At 62.7% G+C, this 21826-nt stretch carries 17 protein-coding genes; 1 reads left to right on the forward strand and 16 read right to left on the reverse strand.

Annotation, left to right across the window (positions count from 1 at the left end):
- Nucleotides 1-80 precede the first annotated feature (80 nt).
- The 4 genes from G3N59_RS06310 to G3N59_RS06325 all read right to left on the reverse strand — a co-directional run bounded on the left by G3N59_RS06310 (nucleotide 81) and on the right by G3N59_RS06325 (nucleotide 6013).
- Nucleotides 81-1619, reverse strand: coding sequence for a TolC family outer membrane protein (locus G3N59_RS06310; RefSeq protein ID WP_241023221.1), 1539 nt, complete (start codon nucleotides 1617-1619; stop codon nucleotides 81-83).
- Complete coding sequence (locus tag G3N59_RS06315; RefSeq protein ID WP_205981703.1) at nucleotides 1616-3730, reverse strand: peptidase domain-containing ABC transporter; 2115 nt, start codon at nucleotides 3728-3730, stop codon at nucleotides 1616-1618. Before G3N59_RS06315 ends, G3N59_RS06310 begins: the two co-directional genes overlap by 4 nt.
- Before the next feature lies 1 nt (nucleotide 3731).
- Complete coding sequence (locus G3N59_RS06320; RefSeq protein ID WP_205981704.1) at nucleotides 3732-4940, reverse strand: HlyD family efflux transporter periplasmic adaptor subunit; 1209 nt, start codon at nucleotides 4938-4940, stop codon at nucleotides 3732-3734.
- A 110-nt stretch (nucleotides 4941-5050) separates the two neighbouring features.
- Nucleotides 5051-6013, reverse strand: coding sequence for a hypothetical protein (locus G3N59_RS06325; protein WP_241023222.1), 963 nt, complete (start codon nucleotides 6011-6013; stop codon nucleotides 5051-5053).
- 605 nt (nucleotides 6014-6618) lie between these two features.
- On the opposite strand from G3N59_RS06325, the gene G3N59_RS06330 reads away from it, so the two are divergent.
- A complete protein-coding gene (locus G3N59_RS06330) occupies nucleotides 6619-9171 on the forward strand; it encodes an ESPR-type extended signal peptide-containing protein (RefSeq protein ID WP_205981705.1) in 2553 nt (850 codons plus the stop codon).
- A 94-nt stretch (nucleotides 9172-9265) separates the two neighbouring features.
- Here G3N59_RS06330 and G3N59_RS06335 read toward each other — a convergent pair whose 3' ends face one another.
- From G3N59_RS06335 to G3N59_RS06390, 12 genes are all read right to left on the reverse strand, one after another.
- Complete coding sequence (locus G3N59_RS06335) at nucleotides 9266-9802, reverse strand: ureidoglycolate lyase (RefSeq protein ID WP_205981706.1); 537 nt, start codon at nucleotides 9800-9802, stop codon at nucleotides 9266-9268.
- Nucleotides 9803-9820: 18 nt separating this feature from the next.
- Entirely contained in the window at nucleotides 9821-10831 is a 1011-nt protein-coding gene (gene alc / locus G3N59_RS06340) for an allantoicase (protein WP_205981707.1), read from the reverse strand.
- Nucleotides 10832-10918: 87 nt separating this feature from the next.
- The gene (gene uraD, locus G3N59_RS06345; protein WP_205981708.1) at nucleotides 10919-11440 is read right to left on the reverse strand and encodes a 2-oxo-4-hydroxy-4-carboxy-5-ureidoimidazoline decarboxylase; all 522 of its coding nucleotides are present in this window, start codon (nucleotides 11438-11440) and stop codon (nucleotides 10919-10921) included.
- Complete coding sequence (puuE, locus tag G3N59_RS06350; protein WP_205981709.1) at nucleotides 11437-12396, reverse strand: allantoinase PuuE; 960 nt, start codon at nucleotides 12394-12396, stop codon at nucleotides 11437-11439. The genes uraD and puuE overlap by 4 nt, the downstream gene beginning before the upstream one ends.
- Nucleotides 12397-12664: 268 nt before the next feature.
- Nucleotides 12665-13453 (reverse strand): aspartate/glutamate racemase family protein, encoded by a 789-nt coding sequence (locus G3N59_RS06355; protein ID WP_205981710.1) that lies wholly within the window; start codon nucleotides 13451-13453, stop codon nucleotides 12665-12667.
- A 39-nt stretch (nucleotides 13454-13492) separates the two neighbouring features.
- Nucleotides 13493-15007 (reverse strand): NCS1 family nucleobase:cation symporter-1, encoded by a 1515-nt coding sequence (locus G3N59_RS06360; protein ID WP_205981711.1) that lies wholly within the window; start codon nucleotides 15005-15007, stop codon nucleotides 13493-13495.
- A gap of 288 nt (nucleotides 15008-15295) precedes the next feature.
- Nucleotides 15296-16042: a GntR family transcriptional regulator gene (locus G3N59_RS06365; protein WP_205981712.1), complete on the reverse strand. Its 747-nt coding sequence runs from the start codon at nucleotides 16040-16042 to the stop codon at nucleotides 15296-15298.
- Nucleotides 16043-16351: 309 nt separating this feature from the next.
- Nucleotides 16352-17278, reverse strand: coding sequence for a muramoyltetrapeptide carboxypeptidase (ldcA, locus tag G3N59_RS06370; RefSeq protein ID WP_205981898.1), 927 nt, complete (start codon nucleotides 17276-17278; stop codon nucleotides 16352-16354).
- Nucleotides 17279-17342: 64 nt separating this feature from the next.
- On the reverse strand, nucleotides 17343-17969 hold the full coding sequence (tadA, locus tag G3N59_RS06375; protein ID WP_205981713.1) for a tRNA adenosine(34) deaminase TadA: 627 nt from the start codon (nucleotides 17967-17969) through the stop codon (nucleotides 17343-17345).
- Between the two features lie 11 nt (nucleotides 17970-17980).
- A complete protein-coding gene (locus G3N59_RS06380) occupies nucleotides 17981-18382 on the reverse strand; it encodes a DnaJ family domain-containing protein (protein ID WP_205981714.1) in 402 nt (133 codons plus the stop codon).
- A gap of 530 nt (nucleotides 18383-18912) precedes the next feature.
- Entirely contained in the window at nucleotides 18913-20109 is a 1197-nt protein-coding gene (locus G3N59_RS06385; RefSeq protein ID WP_205981715.1) for an amino acid aminotransferase, read from the reverse strand.
- Nucleotides 20110-20226: 117 nt separating this feature from the next.
- Entirely contained in the window at nucleotides 20227-21645 is a 1419-nt protein-coding gene (locus G3N59_RS06390) for an amino acid permease (RefSeq protein WP_205981716.1), read from the reverse strand.
- Between the last annotated feature and the right edge of the window lie 181 nt (nucleotides 21646-21826).

The raw sequence follows: 21826 nt of genomic DNA on the forward strand, positions 1-21826 counted from the left end.
GAAAGGCCCGAAGCGTTTGACGCTTCGGGCCTTTTGCATGACGGGACGCTAATGTCCCTCATGTCCCTCCCCGCCGCCTTTCAGCGGACGATCGGCACGTAGTTCGAAGTCGATGTGGACACGGCCGGCGCCATGTCCATCGCGTTCAGCGCGCGCGTTGGGATCGTGCGTGGAATGTCTGGTACGACCGCTTTCTCGCGAATCGGCCCGGTCTGCGCGACAGCGGGCATGTTGAGGTCTGGCACGTCCTGGCGCGTGCTGTCACTACGCGTCACGGCACTCGCTGGCTGGGCCGTGCCTGAAACGAATAGCTGCGCGTTGATTCGAGCCACCTCGTCAACGTCAAGCATGGCCGTCTGCGACAGCAGCTTGAGCAAGGCCAGCACACTGTCGTAACGCGCGCGAATCAGATCGCGCCGGCTTGCGTAAAGTGAATCGGTGGCCCGCAACACATCGAGACTCGTGCGGCTACCGGCGCCGAAGCCAATTCGCGTTGCATCGAGCGCCGCTTGCGTGCGCTGCGCAACCTGCTCCAGTGCCGCGACACGCCGCTGCCCTGCCGTCACGCGCAGCCACGCGTCACGTGCGCCCGCACCCGCATCACGCACGGCAGCGTCGAGTTCGTCGCGCGCCTTGTCTTCCATCGCCCGCGCTTCGTCCACTTTCGCGGAAATCTCGCCGCCCGACAGGATGGGAATCGTCACGGACAGCATGCCGGTCGTAGTCGTCGTGGGTCGGGCATATCCGCCGCCCGCACCGGCTGGCGTATGCGTCACCTGCAAATCCACGTTGGGATAACGTGCGGCGCGCGCTTTTTCCGTATCGAATTTCGCAACCTGTAGCTCGACCTCACCGATCTGCACGGGATAACCGCGCGTCTGCGCCTGTGTCACCCAGGCATCGCCGTCGGCTGGCTGCAACGTGGGCACCGTGCCGGGAGGCAACGGCGCGAGCGCGTCGCCTGTCTTGCCAGCGAGGCGTTCGAGCGCCGCGCGCGCAAGCCGAACCTGGCTTTGCGCATCGAGCAACTGCAATTGCGCCTGCGCATGGCTGGCCTCGCCGTCCTGAATATCCACAAGTGTGGCTTCCCCCGCCGCCTTCGCGCGCCGGATGAGCGCCAGATGGACGTCGACCGCACGCAGATAGTCGGTTGCGCGCGCAACCTCATCGTCGGCGGCAAGGGTATCGAAATACGCCTGCGACACCGACAGAATCGCGGCCTGTATCGCGCTTGCCGTTTGCAGGCGGGCACGCGCCACGATGTAATCGGCCTGGCGATAGGCCGTCCAGCTCGACCAGTTGAAGACCGGCTGCGTCAGGCCGACCGTCCAGCCGCTCTGCCAGTAGTGCTGAGTCGGAAAATCTTCGGTCACGATGCCGTTGTAGGCGCGGCCCCAACCGCCAGAGGCATGGGGTAACAGCGCGGCGCGCGCTTTGGGGATGGCCTGCGCGGCCGCGCGGGATGCGTCGCGCGAAGCCGCAAGCGCGGGATCATGATCGAGCGCATCGCTCACGACCGACAACAGGTCGGCCGCATCTGCACGACCCGGCAGCGGCAAGACCGCGAGCATCGCCAGCGCGGTCATCCACGTAAATCGCCGGTTTCGGAACACGCTCATGCGCAGCCCTCCATGGCGGCTTCCGCATGCTGACGCTCCACGCGAATGAACGCGCCGTCGACCAGGCGATAGTGCTTGTCGAAGCCCTCCGCCATTGCAACGTCGTGCGTGATGACAACGACCGTGCGATCGATCTGCTGGAGTAGTGCCGAGATCCGCCGTACCGCAACCGGATCGAGATTCGAGGTCGGTTCGTCGAGCAGCAGCAACTCGCGAGGCTGATAGAGCGCGCGCGCGAGCAGGAGCCGTTGGCGTTGCCCGGCGGAAATATTGGCCAGCGAATCGCTGATAACCGTGCGCGTGCGCATGGGCAAACGCATGACATCGTCGAGCAGACCAACCGCTTCGAGCAGCGCCAGAATGCGCGCTTCGTCTGGATTGCCCTCGAAGAGCGAGATGTTGTCGGCGATCGAGCCGTGCAGGATGATGTCGCCCTGCCGCATGTGGGTGGCATGGCGACGGATTTCATCGACGCTCAGATTGGGCCAGGCGATTCCATTGAGCGTGATCTCGCCGCGCTGTGCGGTTTCGGATGCAGCCAGCAATTTGAAGAGCGTCGACTTGCCGACGCCCGACGGCCCGGTGATCACGATCTTGTCGCCGCGTACGATGTCCAGGCTGGCGTCGGTGAGAATGGGCTGGTCCGAGATGCCGTACGAGAACGTCACGGCACGCACGGCGATGCGCTCGAAGCGATTCACCTCCACGGTCCTGTGGACATCGGCCAATGCGGTGTAGCGCTCGGGCTCGCACGCCACGATGTCGTCGACGCGCGCGACCGGCACGCTCAGCATGCTGTACGAAAAAGCCGCGTTGATCGCCAGCGCAATGCGCTCTGAAAACAGCGATTTGTAGATCATGAACGAATAGAACGCGCCCACGGACAATGCGCCGCCAAGCATCAGCTTTGCGGCGAGCCAGGTGACCGCGAGGGTTTCCGCGTGCGCCAGCAGCTTGAGCGCCGCTTCGCGCGTGGCCGTCAGACGACTGCTCTGAAAAAGGGCCGACGCGTAGGTTCGAAACAGTTCCATGAAACGCGCGACGCGCCGCGTTTCGCCTTGCGAGAGCTTGATGAGCGACGCACCGCGCACGGTTTCGAACAGCGCGTCGTCGCAGCGGGCGCTTTCCTGGAGCACGCGCGCGTGCGTATCGCGCATCGATGCGAACATGAGCGCTGCAACCAGTACGTAAGCGGTGAAAATCGCCAGCACAAGCGCAGAAAGCTTCGTGTCCTGGATGAACATCATAAGCAGCGCGAGCACGCCGACCGTAACGTCGACGCAAAACGACACCACGGAACGCGAGGCGAATCCGTTGATCTCGTCCTGCGCCTTGAAGCGCGTAAAGATGTCACCAACGTTGCGCTTCTCGAAATACGAAACCGGCACGCGCAGCAAATGCGCGAATAAACCTTGCGTCGCGCTCACGCTCACGCGCGCATACAACAGTTCGACGAGCACGCCTTGCACGTACTGCCCCAGCGCGCCGATGAGAAAAATCGATCCGAACGTCAGCGCCAGCACATTGAGCAGCGAAAGGTTGTCCTCCGCCACGACGTGATCGAGCACAAAGGAGCCAAAGTACGGTTGCGCGAGGATCGCAAACTGCGCGCCCACCGCAACAAACAGGATCTTCGCGGCATGGCTGCGCAGCTGCGGATTGAGCGCGCGCAGGCGTGCAAGCGCTTCGGGCACGCGGGAGCGCCGTTTGATCCGCACGAGCGCCGGCGTGGGTGCGCACTCGATCAGATAGCCCGAAACGCAGGCGACGAAGGTATCCAGGGCGATGCGCCGGCGCCCCACCGCCGGGTCGATCAGATGGACGTAGTGCCGTGTTGCGCGCTCGAACACGACAAAGTGCGCGCCACCGAAATGAATAATCGAGCCCTGCTTCACCTCGCCGATCTGCGAAGCGTCGAAGCGGAATGCCTGGACTTCGAGGCCGTAATCGGTCGCCACGTCGTACAGGTCCATCAGCGAGAGACCGTTCGCGGAAATGGGCCGGTAAGCGGAAAGCTCGCGAACTTCGGTTGCACGCCCTGAATGCGAAAGGACCATCGCAAGGCATGCGTAGCCGCATTCGGCGACTTCGTTCTGGTAGATCACCTGCATCTCAACCTCGGACAATCTTGAACAGCGGCTCGAGCACCCACTCGGCGATGGTTCGCCTTTCGACGACGACGCTCGCCGTAGCCTGCATGCCCGGCAGGATGTCGAAATGCTGCGCGCCGTAATCGAAGGTATGGCCGCTCAATGTGACCCATGCAACGTACTCGTCGCCTGCCGACGGAGTCGCCCCTTTGGCGGCAGCCAGCGCCGCCGCCGACGCGGGCGCAGCCGCAACCGTGGTGCTCGAGATCGAATCTATCCGCGCTTCGTAGGAGCCGAAGCGCACGTAAGGAAAGGCGTCGAACTTGAGACGAACCGTTTGCCCTTCGCGTACGAAACCACGCCGGCGCGACGGAATGCGCAGCTCGGCGCGCAATGGCTGTGATCGATCGGTGACGATCACCATCGCGATATCGGACGACTGCAGCGTGCTGCCCTGCACAAGCCGCGAGAATGTGACCTCGCCGGCCTTGGGCGCGGAAATCGTGGCGTCGCGCCGGCTTTGCTCGAAGCGCGCGTCGGCTTCCTGCAGATCGCGCGCGTGACTCGCGTCGAGTTCCTTCAGTTGGGCAGTCAGCGTTGTCTGGGTGTTTTTCAGATCGGCCAGCGTGGCCTCGACCTGTTGCCGCCGGGAAGCGGATTCCGCCCGCGCAATGCGGCCCTGATGCAGTTCCGCACGCGCCTGTTCGACACGATCGGCGGGCACGTAATCGGCGACGGATTCGAGTCGTGTGACCTTCTTCTGTGCCTCGTTGACCAGCAGCGTATTCTGGTCCGCCTGCACGTCGAGTTGAGCAAGCGCCGCATGCTGGCTCGCTTCGTTCGTCCGCGCAGTCGCAAGCTGGCTGGTGAGATCGATATGCTTCTGCACGTATAGAGCGTCGGCGGCACGACGCTCTTCGTCGCGGACCTGGGCATCGAACGCGCCACGTCGCGATCCGTCGCTCGCGAGTGACAAATCACGCTCGAGCCGAAAAAGCGGCTGGCCGGCGCTCACGTGCGCAGGCGGCTGGACATAAATGGCAGAGACGAGCCCGCTCTCCCCCTGCACTTTGATCTCCGCAGGCGACACGATCTCGCAGCGCACGTCCTGTTTCAATTCGACTTCATGTGTGAAGGCAAAAACGACGCCGACCAGCACGACCGCCGACGCCACATAGGCAATCCAGCGCCAATGAATATCCCGGAACTCGGGAAGAAAGATCGGTTCCACGTTGTGATAGATCCCCGTAGCCCGCCTTGCAGGCCAACTTGTGATTCCCGGCTTCTTGCGCCGGCTGTTTCGTTGTTGTGCTTATCGATCGCTACGTTCCGACAGTTGCGCTAGCGGGTCGCGGCGAAGTGATAGACCGACGGATGCCCGGCGTAGAGCCAATGCGGATAGTTTTCCTTGCGCGCGGCTTCGATATCGTTGGCGACAGACTGCGGCGCATCGGCCCTGGCTAGTGCGATGGGTTCGAACACCCGCACGCTGAAGCGCCCATTTTCGAAGCGCAGATAAAACGACAGCAGCCAGGCATCAAGCGGCGCGCCAAGCCGGAATACGCCGTTGTGCAGGCGTGCTGGACGCCCGCCGATTGTCACGCCGGTCGTCTCCATGGGAAATTTCGCCAATGCAAAAGGCGGGACGTCCGAAAACACGACGGCAACACCGTCACGGCGCAACGAACGGATGACACGCAGCCCCAATCCATTGCGGCTATCTTTTCCGTCCTCATCGTAGGTATAAAGGACGCGAATGGAAGGAATCATTGCTGCATCATTACCGTAAATATCGCGCGGCACACCGGAAACAACCGAAATCGAATCAAGATTCAGTTCGCGCCGTACTTCATCGATGACATAGATGTTCGCGTATTGGGAAATATAGTGAAAAGGCGAAAGGACAATCGGACGACGGGGATCGCTTGCCCGCATCTGCGAGATTATTCCGGCCAACTGCCGCGCGACTTCGAGTAAATCGTTCCAGCCATCACGTTTTAAAGCACGGCCAGCGTAAAAACGCTCGTCGAACCACAATTCGCGTATATGCGCGCTCATGGTTTGCAATGCGTGCTTGCGCGTCAGGCCGACCTCGACGCGCCCGGTTTCATAGCGCGCCACCCCAATCGCGCGGACCCGGCCACAGTATGTGGATCGAAGCAGCCAGGCAGCCAAAGCCGCGCGCTCGACCATCGAAAATGACAAGCGGGAAAACAGGTAACGGCGTAACGAAAATTGCCAAGACAAACGCCGCTCATTCAGGCGCTTGAAGAACTGCGAGATCCCTTCAGCGCTCAATGACATAGCACGACCTGGGGAATACAAACCAAACCATAAAAAAGGGGGCGTCCCCCCTTTCGATCAGACCGTACGATTAACGCGGCGTCGGCGCCGGCGTCACCGGTGCAGCAGCAGCGACGACGCGGGGAGTCGGTGCGGGCGCGCAGCAGCACTTGCAGCAGCCACCTGCCGCTTGAATATTCGCGAGTTGGGTGCGGTCGATTTTTTGCATCAAATGATCTCCTTTTGGTGAATTACCATCATTCGTTAGACGGCATACGCATGCTAGCAGTCCCATCAGTCTTAAAAATCATAAATGTTCAAATTAAAATCTTAATTTTAATTAATTTACAAAAATCTTATAAATTATGCGTCAAATCCATATTTAATAAGAATGTTCGCATTTTCATAAGAAATCAATGCAATTTTTGCGCGCTTAATGCTCTATTTGCACGCCATATAACCAAAGCATCGATTGGAAATTAGGAATATTCGGATTCTTGCGTTCTTCCTGCGTCGCTAGAGTGATTCCGCGCCTGGCTAAAGCGGTGCCCAAAACACGCGCTAAATACTCTGAATTCCGTTACTAGAATTCAGTAATTCCGAATATTTTCCAATCAGGTAATCAGATGAATAAGACCTATCGTTCCATCTGGAGCGACACCGACCAAACATGGGTAGCGGTAGCGGAAACCACCCGATCGCACCGCAAATCGTCGCGTCGCTCGGCCGTCTTGACGACCGGCGCACTGGGGATCGTCGCAAGTCTTGTTTCAACAGGCGCTTTCGCGGCCGGCACCGTGGGACAGGGCGGACTTGAAATCTGCTCAGGGGTGAAGGGATATTCCTGGGGAGCCACGGGCGGCAGCGCCACGCTTGACTGCTCGGCCGGAAGCTCCGGCGTATCGGACGGGCTTGCTTTTTCGCTGAACAATGCGGGCGATACAAACGGCGGCTATGGATTCGACGCATCGACGGCGCGGGTTGCGGGCTATCAAAACGGCACGCTGGACATCAAAGGCAAGAATGTCCTGGTCCATGGACCGACCACGTTCGACAGCATCGTTTCGATGAGCAACCAGAAGATTACGAATCTGGGCCCCGGTGAGATTTCGGCCACCAGCGCAGATGCAATTAACGGCTCGCAGGTCTATGCGGCCATCAGCAAGCTCGGCGACGCCGTTTTCTACGATACGGCCTCACACAATGCAGTAACGCTTGGCGACGCAGCCGCCATGGAACCCGTCGCACTGCATAACGTCGCAAACGGCACCCTTTCGGCGGACAGCCTAGACGCCGTCAACGGCGCGCAACTCTATGACGCCATGCTGCAGGCTGGCGGCGCGGCGCACTATGTCGGCATCAATAGCGCGGCGGGCTCCGGCAACTACAACGGTGAAGGCGCGAACGGCGTCGATACGATTGCCATCGGCGCAAACGCCAGTGCGGGGGCTTATAACTCGGTGGCGATGGGCACAGGCAGCACGGCATCAGGCAACTATGCGATCTCGTTCGGCAGCCAGGCAACGGCCGCCGAAGCGTCCATCGCAGTGGGCGCGCACAGCGCGGCTACCGAATGGAATGACATCGCCATTGGCTTCGGCACTAGCGCTTACGGCGGCACGTCGATTGCCGTAGGCCTGAACAGCACCGCAGCGGGCTACCACTCGATGGCAATGGGCGGCGCGGCGCTGACGCAGGGCTCATTCGCAACGGCGCTCGGCGACAGCGCCAGCGCAATCTCATCGCAGGGAACCGCACTCGGCGCCGGTGCCGTCAGCACGAACCCGGGCGACGTGGCGCTTGGCGCGGGATCGATTACCGACATCGCTGCGGGCACGTCGGGCACCACGATCCGTGGCAGTGAGTACAGCTTCGCGGGGGCGAATCCGGCCAGTACGGTCAGCATCGGCGGCGTAGGCAGCGAACGCACCATCACGAATCTCGCTGCGGGCAGGATCAGCGAAAGCTCGACCGATGCGATCAACGGCTCGCAGCTTTACGCGACGAATCAGGCTATCGAAAAACTCAGCAATCCGTATATTGACGGCACGGGAACCGGCCTACCCGCCGCACAGGCAACCGGGCTCAATTCGGTGGCATTGGGACTGGGGTCAGTCGCCGATGGACTTCGGACAGTGTCGGTCGGTAACGCGGCGACGGGTTTAACTCGCAAGATCACGAACGTTGCAAGAGGTTCAGCGGACACTGACGCGGCTAACGTCGCGCAGTTGAACGATCTTTGGGGAGCAGTGAGATCCGGCCTTGTCAGCTTCTCAGCCCAGCTAGGCGCAAACACTTCCGCCATCGCTGCGCTCGACGCCAGTTCCGCGAATCCGCCCAGCATGCTGGGCGCAACGAGTGGCAATCTCGTCGGCGTGGCAAGTGTCGATGCAGACGCTTTGCACTACGACTCATCGACTCACGCGTCCGTCACGCTCAGCAGCACCACCAACGGCAATGTCAGCTTGAGCGGCCTGCAAAACGCGGCGCTCACCGCATCGAGCACCGACGCCGTCACAGGCCAGCAGCTCTACGCCACGAACCAGCAGGTCGCCAACATCAACCAGGCCGTGCAGAACATCAGCATGAATGGCACCACGGCGGTTTCCGCCAATTCGACCAGCGGTGCAGCGGCCGCGTCCGGTACGCAGGCCATCGCAGTGGGCGGTGGCGCGCTCGCCTCAGGTGCAAATTCAACGGCGCTCGGCGATAAAGCCAACGCATCGGCAAGCAATGCTGTCGCAATCGGTGCCAACTCCGTAGCGGATCGCGATAACGCCGTTTCTGTCGGCGCTGTTGGCTCGGAACGCCAGATCACGAATGTCGCGACCGGTACTTCGGGCACCGACGCCGTCAATCTGAACCAGTTGAACGGCGCCATCGCGCAGCAATCGAACGCGCTCGGCCAGCAGATATCCAATCTGCAAGGTTCGATCAACACGGTGTCGAAGAACGCCTACGCCGGCGTCGCGGCCGCCATGGCGATGCCCAACCTCACGCCTTCCGGTCCGGGCCGCACGCTGGTGGCGGCTGGCGGCGGCTACTACATGGGCGGCAGCGCGGCGGCGGTCGGCGTCACGTATCGTTCGACGAACATGCACTGGCTCATGAACGGCGCCGTGTCCGTCACCAGCACGGGCAATCCTGCCGTGCGCGCCCAGGTCGGCTACGAGTTCTGATCGCAAGAAAACTCTCAGGCAGCATGCAAAAAGCCACGGTCAAGACCGTGGCTTTTTTTCATCGGTACGCGCTTTGCGTGCCGCCGACAACACGTCAACGCTGTGCGTCGCGCATCGCTTCTTCGGTCAGCCAGAGCGATTCCGGCAGATCCTGCTCGTTGAGGTTCAGCCCTTCGCCGCCACGATCGACGACGATAAAGTCGCTGACGTCGCCGAGTGCGATCAACGGATGGTGCCAGACGCCTTTCGCATAGTTCACGCCTTGCCAGCCGCTCGACACGAACGCGCGGATCTTCGACACATCCAGATCGCCAGCCGGCGACACCACAACGAGGTACGGCTTGTCGTTGAGCGGGACGAACGCCTGGCTGCCCAGCGGATGGCGTTCGAGCATCTTCACTTCGAACGGCAGCACGCGCGGCTGGCCGCGGAAGAGATTCACGAGCGTACGCCCGCCCTCTTCCGTGACGTCCACATTCGCGAGATCGTGATAGCGGATCGTCGTGCCCAGGTTGATCGGAATCTGCTTCGCGCCTTCGAGTTCGATCACGTCGCCAAACGGCGCGAACGCCTCGCGCGTGAGCGGCTCGATGGTCAACGTCGTGCGGGTCAACTGCGTGGTTTCACTCATGATGGCCTCGCTTGCCCATCAGGCGAGCGTACCCCACAGACGCACGCGCGATACGCCGCCGTCCGGGAAGATGTTGAAGCGCACGTGCGTGACCGGGCCGAGTGCCGCGAGTTCGCTCTCGAAGTAGTGCTGCTTGTCCATCTGCAACTTCTGTTCGCCGAGCAGCACCGGCCAGAACATCGCCTGCGTGACCAGCGAGCTGTCCGTGCCGCCCACCACGCGCGCGGCCTGGAACGAGCAGCGATCCGGGTAGTTGCCCTTGAAGTGCGCCGTATCGACTTCGATCTTCTTGATGATGCCCGGCTGCGCCAGCGCGATGATCGCCCAGTCGTTGCCCGGTTCGCGACGGCGACGCGTTTCCCAGCCGTCGCCCATGTTCACGCCGCGGCCCGGCATCAGCAGCGTCGATGCCACGCCAAAGTGCTGATTGTTCGCGCCGACGAGGTACGCGCCGTTTTCCATCGCGGCGAGGTCGAACAGTTCCGTGCGGCTCGCGCCCTGCCAGTCCACCTGCGGCTGGCCGTACACACGCAGACGGGCGATGCCGCCGTCCGGGTAGATGTTCACGCGCAGATGCGTGAAGGGCTTGTCGCTCGACACTTCGACGTAGTGATGGCTGTTGCCGTTGAGCGACATCGACGGAACGATTTCGGTCCATTGCGTCGATGCAGTCGGCGCGCCGTCAGCGACATAAGCGCCTTCGACCGAAGCGGCCGGCGGGAAGTTACCCGTGAAGTGGCTGGTGTCGAGATCGAGGCCCTTGATGACGCCCGGACGCGCGAGCTTCACGACGCACCAGTCGTAGCCGTTGCTGCGCTTGCGACGCGTTTCCCAGCCGTCCATCCACTTGCCGTGATCGTCGTACTTGCCCGGGATAAAGACGGCCGGCTCCGGATTGAGCATGCGCTCCTTCGGCGCGAAGAAGTCGTCGCTCGCCTCGAGCGCCTGCGCCCCTAGCCGCGGGTCCGCGAGATTGACGAAGCGGCGCGTGAAGTCGGGTGCGTTGGGGTCGAGAGTCGGGAGTGCCATCTTTGTCTTCCTTCGTATCTTTTCTATGGTTAAAACGGCGCTGCGCTGCGCACGCGGTGTTGCTGCGTGCCGGAGCGCATCGCCACGTCACGCGTCGATCAGCTCATCCAGCCTGAAGCGCGCGATACGGTAAATCTGGTCGAGGCTCGCGCGCATTTCGTCGGCGCGATTGTTGTTCACGCGCGATTCGAAGTTCGCGATGATGCCGTGGCGGTCATAGCCGCGCACCGCGAGAATGAACGGAAAACCAAACTTCTCGCGATAGGCGCGGTTGAGCGCCTGCAATTTGTCGAACTCTTCCTGCGTGCACTGGTTCAGCCCGGCGCCGCTTTGCTCGCGCGTCGATTCGGCCGTGAGTTCGCCACGCACCGCAGCCTTCCCCGCAAGCTCCGGGTGAGCGTTGATCAGCGCGAGTTGCAGTGCTTCGCCCGAGGTTTCCACCGCGCCCGACATGGTCGAATGCAGCACGTCGATGCTCGCGTAGGGCCGCTGCCGCGCGGCCGCCTCGGCGACCCAGGGCGAGTGCTCGAAAATGCCCGAGAGCGCCGCCACGAAGGCGTCGGTCGAAGCCTGATTCAGCTGTTCGAGGGTGTAGTGCATTGCCTTCATGCGGCGGCCCCGCGGTGATCGTTCTGTTGCGGTTGATAGGGATGGTGTTCGCGCCAGTGGCGCGCGATATCGACACGGCGCGTCACCCAGACGCGATCGTGTTTCTCGATGTGATCGAGGAATCGTTGCAGCGCGCGCATGCGGCCAGGACGACCGAGCAGGCGGCAGTGCATGCCGATCGAGAGCATTTTCGGCGCTTCGTCGCCTTCTTCGTAGAGCACGTCGAAGGCGTCGCGCAGATAGGTGAAGAAGTGATCCGCCGTGTTGAAGCCTTGCGGCGTGGCGAAGCGCATATCGTTGGTGTCGAGCGTGTACGGCACGATCAGTTGCGGCACCGTCTTGCCGCCGGTCACGTCCACATCCATCCAGAACGGCAGATCGTCGCCGTAGTAATCGGAGTCGTAGAGGAAGCCGCCGTATTCCGCCACGAGCCGATGCGTATTGGGGCTGTCGCGTCCCGTGTACCAACCGAGCGGACGCTGCCCCGTCACGCGCTCGATCGCTTCCATGCCAAGTTTCATGTGCTCCAGTTCGCGTTCGGGCGTCGCGTCCTGATAATGAATCCAGCGATAGCCGTGGCAGGCGATTTCATGACCCAGTTCGACGAATGCGCGGCCCAGTTCCGGGTGGCGTTCGATCGCCATGCCCACGCCGAAAACCGTGAGCGGCAGACCGCGCTTTTCGAACTCGCGCAGGATGCGCCAGACGCCCGCGCGCGAGCCGTATTCGTAGATCGACTCCATGCTCATGTGGCGGGCCGGATAAGCCGCGGCGCCGACGATCTCGGAGAGGAACTGCTCCGAAGCGGGATCGCCGTGCAGCACGCAGTTTTCGCCGCCCTCTTCGTAGTTGAGCACGAACTGCACCGCGATGCGCGCCTTACCAGGCCAGTTGGCCTGTACCGGGTGGCGGCCGTAACCGATCAGATCGCGGGGATATTGGGGATCGAGTGGCATGCTGTCGAATCTGTCGAAAGATGATGACGAAACGAAACTACGCTGAGCGCGATAAGACGCTCGGGACTCGTGCGCGAGATGCCGTTCCACCGCATTAAAACCTTGCGCCACAAGGATTTGCAGGCGTGCGGGCAATCTGCTTCGAGGACCGGCCCAGTGTAGCGAAATCGTCCGGGCGCGCCCATACGCAAGGACGGATAGTACGGGTCAAGCGAGGTGTATGTGCCGGGCCGGCCGAGGCCCGGCAAGGTCCGTGCGCGTTGGGTGTTTACCCGTAGCGCAGCGGACGCACGGGCGGTGGCGTGTCGGTCACGCTGGCCGTGCTGGTCGGGCTGAAGTGGGCGAACTCGCCGTCGTAGCGCTTCGCGAGCGGCCTGGCGAAGTCGCCGCGCTTGGCGGTAGTCAGACGCAGCGCGACCAGCGCCTCGACCCATTTGACCGCGGCCGTCACGCCATCCACGACTGGAACGGACAGCGCATCCTCGATTTGCGCGCACAGGCTCGTCATGCCTGCGCAACCGAGCACGATGGTATCGGCGCCATCTTCTTCAAGCGCGCGCCGGCATTCGTCGACGATCGCGCGGCGCGCCGCCGAACCCGGCTCGTCCAGTTCGAGCACGGCCACGTCGATGGCGCGCACGTTGCGGCAAAAACGCGTCATGCCGTAGCGCTCTGCGAGATGCCACGCCATCGCCTTGGTGCGCGAGAGCGTGGTGACAACCGAGAAGCCCGGCGCCAGCACGCTGGCCGCATGCATGGCCGCCTCGGCGATACCCACCACCGGCCCGCGTGCAAGCTCGCGCGCCGCATAGAGGCCGGGGTCGCCGAAGCAGGCGATCACGTAGCCGTCGAAGCCTTCGCGCTCGCCCGCCTCCACTTCGGCGAGCAGACCGGGCGTGGCCAGCGCCTCGTCGTAGTAGCCCTCGATCGAGGGCGGCCCCATCGTCGGGCTCACGGCCACCACTTCCGTGCCCGAGGCGACGACGGCACGCGCGCACTGCCCCATGGCCGCCGTCATGCGCTGCGTGGTGTTCGGATTGATCAGTTTGATACGCATGGCCTTTCCTTGCTCGTGTTCTTGCTCGTGATCCGTGGTTCAGACTTGCGCGCGGGCGCGTTCGCCCATCGTCAACGCGCGGTAGAACAGCGCGCCCAGCGCAGCGCCGATAAACCACGAGAAGTTCGCTGCGCCGCTGAGCGCGGGCACCATCACGCAGACAATCGCGATCACGGCGGCGGGCAGCAGCGCCGACACCGCACGCCAGTTCACGCCGTTGCTATACCAGTAGGCGCCCTTCGGCGACACCGTGTAGAGATCGTCCACGGCCAGACGGCCACGCTTCACGAGGTAGAAGTCAACGATCAGGACACCATACAAAGGACCGATGAACGCGCCGAGTACATCGAGCGTGTAGTGAATCACAGCCGGGTTGTTGAAGAGATTCCACGGCGTGATGAAGATCGATGCCACGGCCGCGAGCATGCCGCCCGCACGCCAGCTGATCAGACGCGGTGCAACGTTCGAGAAGTCGAAGGCCGGCGAGACGAAATTCGCCACGATATTGATGCCGATGGTCGCGATCGTGAACGTCAGCGCGCCGAGAATCACGGCGGTCGGGTGATCGATACGGCTCACGGTTTCGACCGGATCGGTAATCAGTTGTCCGAATACAGGCAGCGTGGCCGAGGTCGTCACCACCGTGACCAGCGAGAACGCGAGGAAGTTGACCGGCAGCCCCCAGAAGTTGCCGCGATGCACGCTGCGCAGCGACTTGCCGTAACGCGAGAAGTCGCCGAAATTCAGCATCGGGCCGGAGAAATACGACACCACGAGGGAAATGGCCGTGATCATCACCGGAATGACTTCCGTGCCGTGATACTTCACGCCGCCAAGATTGAGACCGATGTTCTGCCAGCCCGCGCGATACACCATGTAACCGGCGAGCGCGAACATCACCACATAAACTGCCGGGCCTGCGAAGTCGATGAACTTCTTGATCGTCTCCATGCCGTTCCAGAACACGAAGGCCTGCAGCACCCAGAGCGTCATGAAGCCCGCCCAGCCGACCGTCGAAAGCCCGAGCATGCCGTGCTTGTGCACATCGGCGTAAGGCATCAACTGCGGGACGAATTTGAGCACGACGATCACCAGCGCGCTCGACGCGAGGAAGGTCTGAATGCCGTACCACGCCACCGCAATCAGGCCGCGAATCACCGCGGGAACATTGGCGCCCAGCACGCCGAACGTGCCACGGCAGGCGACCGGATACGGTACGCCGTGACGCTGGCTCGGACGCGCAATCAGATTGCAGAGCACGTTGACGATCGAGATGCCGACGATCAGCGCGACCAGCACCTGCCAGCTCGTCAAGCCGAGTGCAAAGAGGCTGCCGGCGAACACGTAGCCGCCGACGCTGTGCACGTCGGACATCCAGAACGCGAAGATGTTGTACGCGCCCCAGGTCTGCTCCTTGAGCGGCGCGAGATCGTGGTTATAGAGGCGTTCGCTGTAGCCGGCGGGAATCCGCATGCCGTCGCCGGGTTCGTTGCTCTCGCCTGAATCGAAGGTGGGCACTGCAGGACTGCCATGTGACGCGCTGAACTGAGCCATGATCCGCTCCTTGGGATGGATACGCCGACGGAAAAAAGACGCCTGAACGCCTCAAAACGCGTGCTGCACCGCTGCATGCGGCTGCCGCGATATCTGCGTGGATGGCGTCGCATTCGCACCGCGACGGTCGCCCTGGTGGCGCCCTGTCCGCTGTGCCGCGGCCATCCCAATTCCTTCCCCGTGGGGCGCGTGGCATCTGGCGTGCCACGCATCCTTCAGCTTTCTTCAGTTGTCCTTCAGTTCAGCGCGGTGGGAACGATCGCGTTCCCACCGTCATGCAATCCGTTATCAGCGTGCGGCAAGCGCGGCGTCGCGCGTGCCGAAAACATCCTGCAGATCCACCGACGCGCCCGTCGGCCGGTCCAGCATCTTGAGTTCCACGCCCTGCAGGTGCCGCACCATCAAGGCGGCCGCTTCTGCCGCCTGCCCCGCTTCCAGCGCCACGAGAATCGACTCGTGATCGTCGAAGGAACACGGGCTGCGGCCGGGCGATTCGTAGAGCGCCGAAATCAAGGTCGAACGCGCGACGAGACCGTTCAGGCAATCGCACAGCACCGTGTTGCCGGTGAGCGCCGCCAATTCCGTATGGAACTCGCCGGAAAGGCGAATCCAGGCCGGAAAGTCGCGGCCTTCGAAGGCCTTGCGCTCGCGCCGGATCGTCTCGCTGATGCTCTTGAGCCGCCGCGTGCCGTGCTGCGCGTTGCACACACGCTCCACTACCGCCAGTTCGATGATGCGGCGCATCTCGAACACTTCGTGCACTTCCTGGAGCGTCGGGCTGGCGACGAAGGCGCCGCGATTCGGCTCCAGATCGACCAGGTGATCGGTCGCAAGCAAGGCGAGCGCCTGACGGATCGGGCCACGCTTGACGCTGAACACCTCGCACAACTGCGCTTCCGTGAGCTTCGCGCCAGGCGGCAAACGATGCTCGAGGATCGCGGCGCGGATGCGCGCGGCGATGGCTTCGGGCTTCGTGCCGGTCGCGTCAGCTTCGGTATCGGTGTTTTGCACGTCGCGTTGCACGGTCTTGCTCATGTCTGTCACCTTGATGTTGGGTATGCTAGTTTGGACATAAAGATTGTCAACAATTTTATCGGCAAACCTGGGGAATATGCCTGGTCTGACCGGTCAGACACATGCATTCTTCCGGTGAATCCCGCTTCAGTATTGGGAATAACGCACGATCATGGTGATCGAGTGCCCACAAATGGGCCGATTTTTTGTCAACAATTTATGGTGATGACGGGTCTAGAACATTTACCTTTGGCGGGTGAAACTGGCTGTTAGTTGCATATCATCGGAGATAAAAAGCGCCCGAAGGCGCTTGCGGCGTTCCGCATCCGTTCATCCGCGATACGGATAGCCGCTCAGGTTAAGCTCGAAACCGTGCGCATGGGCGCTCAGTTGCGCCTGCGCGCCGAACGGCAACGTGACCATATCCGCGATATGGCCGAATGGCAGACCCGTGATGACCGGAATCCCCGCCAGCGCCCGCACCTGCTCCACGACCGCGTGCAGGTCGTAGCCGTTGTCGTAGTCGAACGGCTTGCCGCCCGAAAAATCGCCGAGCACCAGCGCCTTCTGACGCGCGAGGATGCCGGAAAGATGCAGTTGGTACAGCATCCGCTCGATGCGGAACGGCTGTTCGTTGACGTCCTCGACGAACAGGATGCCGCCCTCCACCGGCGGCATATACGGCGTGCCGATCAGCGACGTGAGCACGGCCAGATTGCCGCCCCAGAGCATGCCCGATACGTCCGCGTGCTGCGCCTGCGGCGCTTTTACCTTGAGCGTGAATTCGGGCTGCGTGAGCGCCTGCCAGAAGTGATGCATCGTGAAACTGCTCAATTCCGGCGCGCCGAAGTCGCTTAGCAGCATCGGGCCGCCAAAAGTCGTGATGCCCGCGCGCGCGTAGAGCGCCAACTGGATCGCGGTGAAATCGCTGTGACCGACCAGCGCGATCGGCTGGCCCGCCAGCCGGGCTTGCAGGCCTTCGTAGTCGAGCCCGTGCAGGATGCGCACGGCGCCGTAGCCGCCACGGACCGCCAGCGCGATATCGGGCAAGGCGCGCGCAGGATCGGCGAGACGGTTGAGTTCGGCGGCGCGCTGGCCGTCGGTGCCCGCGAAACGCTGGAAGCGCCGCTCGGTGGCCTCGATATTCTCGACGCGATGACCCTGCGCGCGCAGCCGCGCAATGCCGCGATGCACGGCTTCCGGGTCGTGGGGATAGCCCGACGGCGCAATCAGTTCGATGGTGCGATGGCTGGTCATGTTCGATGGATTCGAATCCACCAGAGCGCCATCAGGCTGCGGCGGCGCGACGTGGCGGCGTGGTTTATCGAGGCGCGTCAGGCGCGCGGTTCGGATGCGACGTATCGGCTGAATCGGCAGCTTGAGCGGCGCGACGCGCTTCGCGGCTGGCCCGGCGGCGTTCGGCGAAAAAGTCGCGCAAGGCATCGCCGCATTCGGTCTCGAGCACGCCGCCCATCACGCTCGTATGGTGGTTGAGCTGCTCGTTCGAGAAGGCATCGACGACACTGCCGCACGCGCCCGTCTTCGGATCGCGCGCACCGTACACCACGCGCGAAATGCGCGCATGCATGATCGCGCCGGCGCACATGAGACACGGTTCCAGGGTCACATAAAGTTCGCAGCCGGGCAAGCGGTAGTTACCCAATGCGCTGCCGGCTGCGCGCAATGCCGCCATTTCGGCGTGCGCCGAAGGGTCGTGCGTGCCGATCGGATGATTGAAGCCCGTCGCGATGACTTCGTCGCCGCGCACGAGCACGGCGCCCACCGGCACTTCGTCGGCCGCGCGCGCCTGGTCGGCGGCCGCCTGGGCGAGACGCATGAAATGGCGGTCGCGTTCGGTGATGGGATCGGTGGCGGAGTCAGGCACGGCGGCTTCGAACGCCTCGACGGACGTCAGATTCGGCTCATTCGCATCGCCGGAAGGCGTCATGGCACCCACGCTCAAGCGGCACCCGCCGCGAAACCCTGAGCGCCGGCAGCACGCTCGGACAGCCGCTCGGCGATACGGCGACGATATTCCTGCGGCACGACCATCGGCCCGCCACGCAGCGATTCGAGCGCCATATCGAGCGCGAGCAGACGCGCGCGCAGACGGCACTGCGCGGCCTTGTCGCCTACCTTGGCAAGTTCTTCCTCGAGATCGCGCAGTGCGCGAAGCTGTTCGAGCGCGGGCGGAACGAATCCGGCGTTCTTGAGGATGCGGTTCGCGACGCGCACTTCTTCGGGTACGAAGAGGTCGTCGTCGAGTTCCTGGGGCGCTCCGGCGCCGGGAGACCCGTCGAAGTCACCGCGCGCAGCGGCGGCGGCAATCCGTTGTTCGACGAGGGCATCAAGCAATTTCATCAGCAATCCACTACGTTGCGGCCACGGCATTCTATCAGGGTAACACCTGGAAGACCGCGCACATCCGACATGGGCGACGTTCTAATCCTATGGATTGACAGAGGGCGTATTTGATGCGAAGCGCATCCGGCGCAAATACCCCGAACGCCCCGCAAAGCCGGAATCGTCTGATGGGCGCGGGTCTGGTGCGCACGTAAGGTTCATGGCTTCACCGCCAGCCAGCGTCTGGCGACACGCTCCCTCTTCCTTGCGCAGGCAACGATGAAATCTTCTTCATTTTTCCGCTTCAAGACTACATGGCGAACATTGCGAGGCGCACGAATCCTGCGTCAGTTGCGGCTTGGTGCGGCTTGTCTACTGCTGGGAACAGCGCTGAGCGGATGCGGCGTGTTTTGCAGCGGCGGCGGAGGGAGTGGCGGAGGCATTTCCGGCGTGTGCGGGATCGGCACAGGCATGCGGTTCTGAAGCGGCAGCCAGACGTAAAGCTACGTTGAGACACGCTGGCGCCGCCTCAGCAAATCAGGCAAGCATCAGTCCTTCAGCACCTTGCCCACGGCATCGACGACGATGCTCACGTTCTTCTCGTTCAGACCCGCCACACACATACGGCCCGAACGCAGGATATACACGCCGAACTCTTCCTTGAGGCGATCGACCTGATCCGCGCTCAGGCCCGTGTAGGTGAACATGCCGCGCTGCTTCACATAACGCGACAGCGCTTCGCCGCTCACGTGCGCCTCCAGACCGTCGTGGATCGCCACACGCATGCGGGCGATACGCTCGCACATCGCCGCCAGCTCGGTTTCCCACGATTGCTTGAGCGCGGGCGTCGTCAGCACGCGCGTGACGATCCTGGCGCCGTGCGTCGGCGGATTGCTGTAGTTCGAGCGCACCGCGCCCGTCAGCTGGCCCAGCACGCGATCAGCCGCGGCCGCGTCTTCGCAGATCACGTGCAGACCGCCGCAACGCTCGCCGTACAGCGAGAAGTTCTTCGAGAACGAGTTCGCCACCAGCGCCGGCACACCGCGACGGCCGAGTTCGCGCACCGCGAAGGCATCGGCGTCCAGACCGGCGCCAAAACCCTGATACGCCATATCGACGAACGGCAGCAGATCGCGCTTTTGCAGCACGTCGATCAGTTGCACCCATTGCGCGTCGTCCAGATCCACGCCGGTCGGGTTATGGCAGCAGGCGTGCAGCAGCACGACGCTCTTTGCCGGCAGCGCATCGATGGCCGCGAGCATCGCGTCGAACTTCAGACCGCCAGTCGCTTCGTCGTAGTACGGGTAGGTGTTCACCTCGAAACCCGCGCGCTCGAAGATGAAGCGATGGTTTTCCCACGTCGGGTCGCTGACCCACACCTGGCTTTGCGGGAAATAGCGCTTGATGAAATCGGCACCGACCTTGAGCGCGCCCGAACCGCCGAGCGTCTGCACCGTCGCCACACGCCCTGCTGCGCGCGACGGACACTGCGCGCCGAACACCAGCGCCTGCACCGCATCGCGATACTGGGCGAAACCCGCCATCGGCAGATAGGGCTTGGCGCCCGGCTCCTGCAGGAGCGCCGCTTCCGCCTCGTGGACGGCCTTCATCACCGGCAGACGGCCTTCGTCGTCGAAATAGATGCCAATGCTCAGATTGACCTTGTTCTGCCGCGGATCTTTCTGGAAGTTCTCGTTGAGCGAGAGGATCGGGTCGCCGGGATAGGCATCGATATGTTCGAACATGGCCTTAGCTTGTCGGTTACGGGAAAGTTGCGGAATGTCGGATGATAAGCGGCGGATCGGGATTCTTGTGCGAAGGCGTCTGGCGTGTACCAGCGCCCTCGCCTCACCGAACGGATTTCAGCGCGTCTGCACGCCGCCGTGCAGCGCCGGCGCCGCGCCACGACGCCAGAAGCGATACGCACCGCCCAGCACCACCAGCCATACCGGGATGAGCCACACGGAAATGCGCAGATCCGGGATCATGTACATCACGACGAGAATACCGGCCAGGAACGCCAGGCACAGGTAATTCGTGAGCGGATAGCCAAGGCTGCGGAACGACGTCGTCTCGCCGGCACGCGCCTTCACACTGCGGAACTTCAGATGGATCAGGCTGATCATCGCCCAGTTGATGATGAGCGCCGACACCACCAGCCCCATCAGCAGTTCGAACGCCTTGCCCGGCATGAAATAGTTGATGACGACGCAGGCCGCCGTCGCCACGGCCGTCACGGCCAGCGCCGTCAGCGGAATACCGCGGCGATTCACCTTGAGCAGCGCCCTGGGAGCGTTGCCCTGCTGCGCCAGACCGTAGAGCATGCGGCTATTGCAGTACACGCCGCTGTTGTACACCGACAGTGCGGCGGTCAGCACGACCACGTTGAGCACGTGCGCCACGAAGTTGCTGTTCATCGCGTGGAAGATCAGCACGAAGGGGCTGCCGCCCGACACGACCTTTTCCCACGGATACAGCGAGAGCAACACGCCCAGTGCGCCGACGTAGAAAATCAGGATGCGGTAGATCACCTGATTGGTGGCGCGCGGGATCGTGTGCGAAGGATCGTCCGCCTCTGCTGCGGTGATGCCGACCAGCTCCAGCCCGCCGAACGAGAACATCACGACCGCCATCGACATCACGAGCCCCGACACGCCATGCGGGAAGAAACCGCCGTGCGCCCAGAGGTTGGAGATGCCCGCTTGCGGACCGGCGTTCCCGGACAGCAGCAGCCAGCCACCGAACGCGATCATGCCGACGATCGCCAGCACCTTGATGATCGCGAACCAGAATTCGAGCTCGCCGTAGGACTTCACGCTCGCCAGATTGATGCCGTTGATGACGACGAAAAATCCGAGCGCCGATACCCAGGTGGGCAGATTCGGCCACCAGTAGTGCATGTAGATGCCGACCGCCGACAGTTCCGCCATGCTTACGAGCACATAGAGCACCCAGTAATTCCAGCCGGAGAGAAAGCCTGCGAACGGACCAAAGTACTTATCGGCGAAGTAGCTGAACGAACCGGCGACCGGCTCGTCGACGACCATTTCACCAAGCTGCCGCATGATGAAGAACGCGACGATGCCCGCGATCGCATAGCCGAGTAGCACGGACGGGCCGGCCGTCTGGATCGTCTGTGCGATGCCAAGAAACAGTCCTGTGCCGATTGCCCCACCCAGCGCGATGAGCTGGATGTGCCGATTCTTGAGGCCGCGCTTGAGGTGGCCGTTCTCGTCGCCGCCGTTACCTGGTGCGCCGTTGCCTGGGGATGTGGAAACCATGTCTCTTCCTGTTTCTTCTTTATCGATGCGTCGGCTGGGAGCCGGGCTGATCACCCCCGTGTGCTCCCTGCGCAGCCGCGCGAAATAATATTGCGCACGCAACTTGATGCGCTGATGCGCTTTCAGAGCCGTCGCTTGTGGCTGACGGCCCTGTCAGGTGCGCCCAGTGTATAGGCGGCGA

It is taken from the genome of Paraburkholderia sp. Ac-20340, from assembly GCF_017104965.1.
Taxonomy (GTDB): Bacteria; Pseudomonadota; Gammaproteobacteria; order Burkholderiales; family Burkholderiaceae; genus Paraburkholderia.

Coding starts and splice junctions, on each gene's coding strand:
- G3N59_RS06310 (WP_241023221.1), bottom strand. CDS start 1,619: ATGAGCGTGTTCCGAAACCGGCGATTTACGTGGATGACCGCGCTGGCG.
- G3N59_RS06315 (WP_205981703.1), bottom strand. CDS start 3,730: ATGCAGGTGATCTACCAGAACGAAGTCGCCGAATGCGGCTACGCATGC.
- G3N59_RS06325 (WP_241023222.1), bottom strand. CDS start 6,013: ATGTCATTGAGCGCTGAAGGGATCTCGCAGTTCTTCAAGCGCCTGAAT.
- G3N59_RS06330 (WP_205981705.1), top strand. CDS start 6,619: ATGAATAAGACCTATCGTTCCATCTGGAGCGACACCGACCAAACATGG.
- G3N59_RS06335 (WP_205981706.1), bottom strand. CDS start 9,802: ATGAGTGAAACCACGCAGTTGACCCGCACGACGTTGACCATCGAGCCG.
- alc (WP_205981707.1), bottom strand. CDS start 10,831: ATGGCACTCCCGACTCTCGACCCCAACGCACCCGACTTCACGCGCCGC.
- uraD (WP_205981708.1), bottom strand. CDS start 11,440: ATGAAGGCAATGCACTACACCCTCGAACAGCTGAATCAGGCTTCGACC.
- puuE (WP_205981709.1), bottom strand. CDS start 12,396: ATGCCACTCGATCCCCAATATCCCCGCGATCTGATCGGTTACGGCCGC.
- G3N59_RS06355 (WP_205981710.1), bottom strand. CDS start 13,453: ATGCGTATCAAACTGATCAATCCGAACACCACGCAGCGCATGACGGCG.
- G3N59_RS06360 (WP_205981711.1), bottom strand. CDS start 15,007: ATGGCTCAGTTCAGCGCGTCACATGGCAGTCCTGCAGTGCCCACCTTC.
- G3N59_RS06365 (WP_205981712.1), bottom strand. CDS start 16,042: ATGAGCAAGACCGTGCAACGCGACGTGCAAAACACCGATACCGAAGCT.
- ldcA (WP_205981898.1), bottom strand. CDS start 17,278: ATGACCAGCCATCGCACCATCGAACTGATTGCGCCGTCGGGCTATCCC.
- tadA (WP_205981713.1), bottom strand. CDS start 17,969: ATGACGCCTTCCGGCGATGCGAATGAGCCGAATCTGACGTCCGTCGAG.
- G3N59_RS06380 (WP_205981714.1), bottom strand. CDS start 18,382: ATGAAATTGCTTGATGCCCTCGTCGAACAACGGATTGCCGCCGCCGCT.
- G3N59_RS06385 (WP_205981715.1), bottom strand. CDS start 20,109: ATGTTCGAACATATCGATGCCTATCCCGGCGACCCGATCCTCTCGCTC.
- G3N59_RS06390 (WP_205981716.1), bottom strand. CDS start 21,645: ATGGTTTCCACATCCCCAGGCAACGGCGCACCAGGTAACGGCGGCGAC.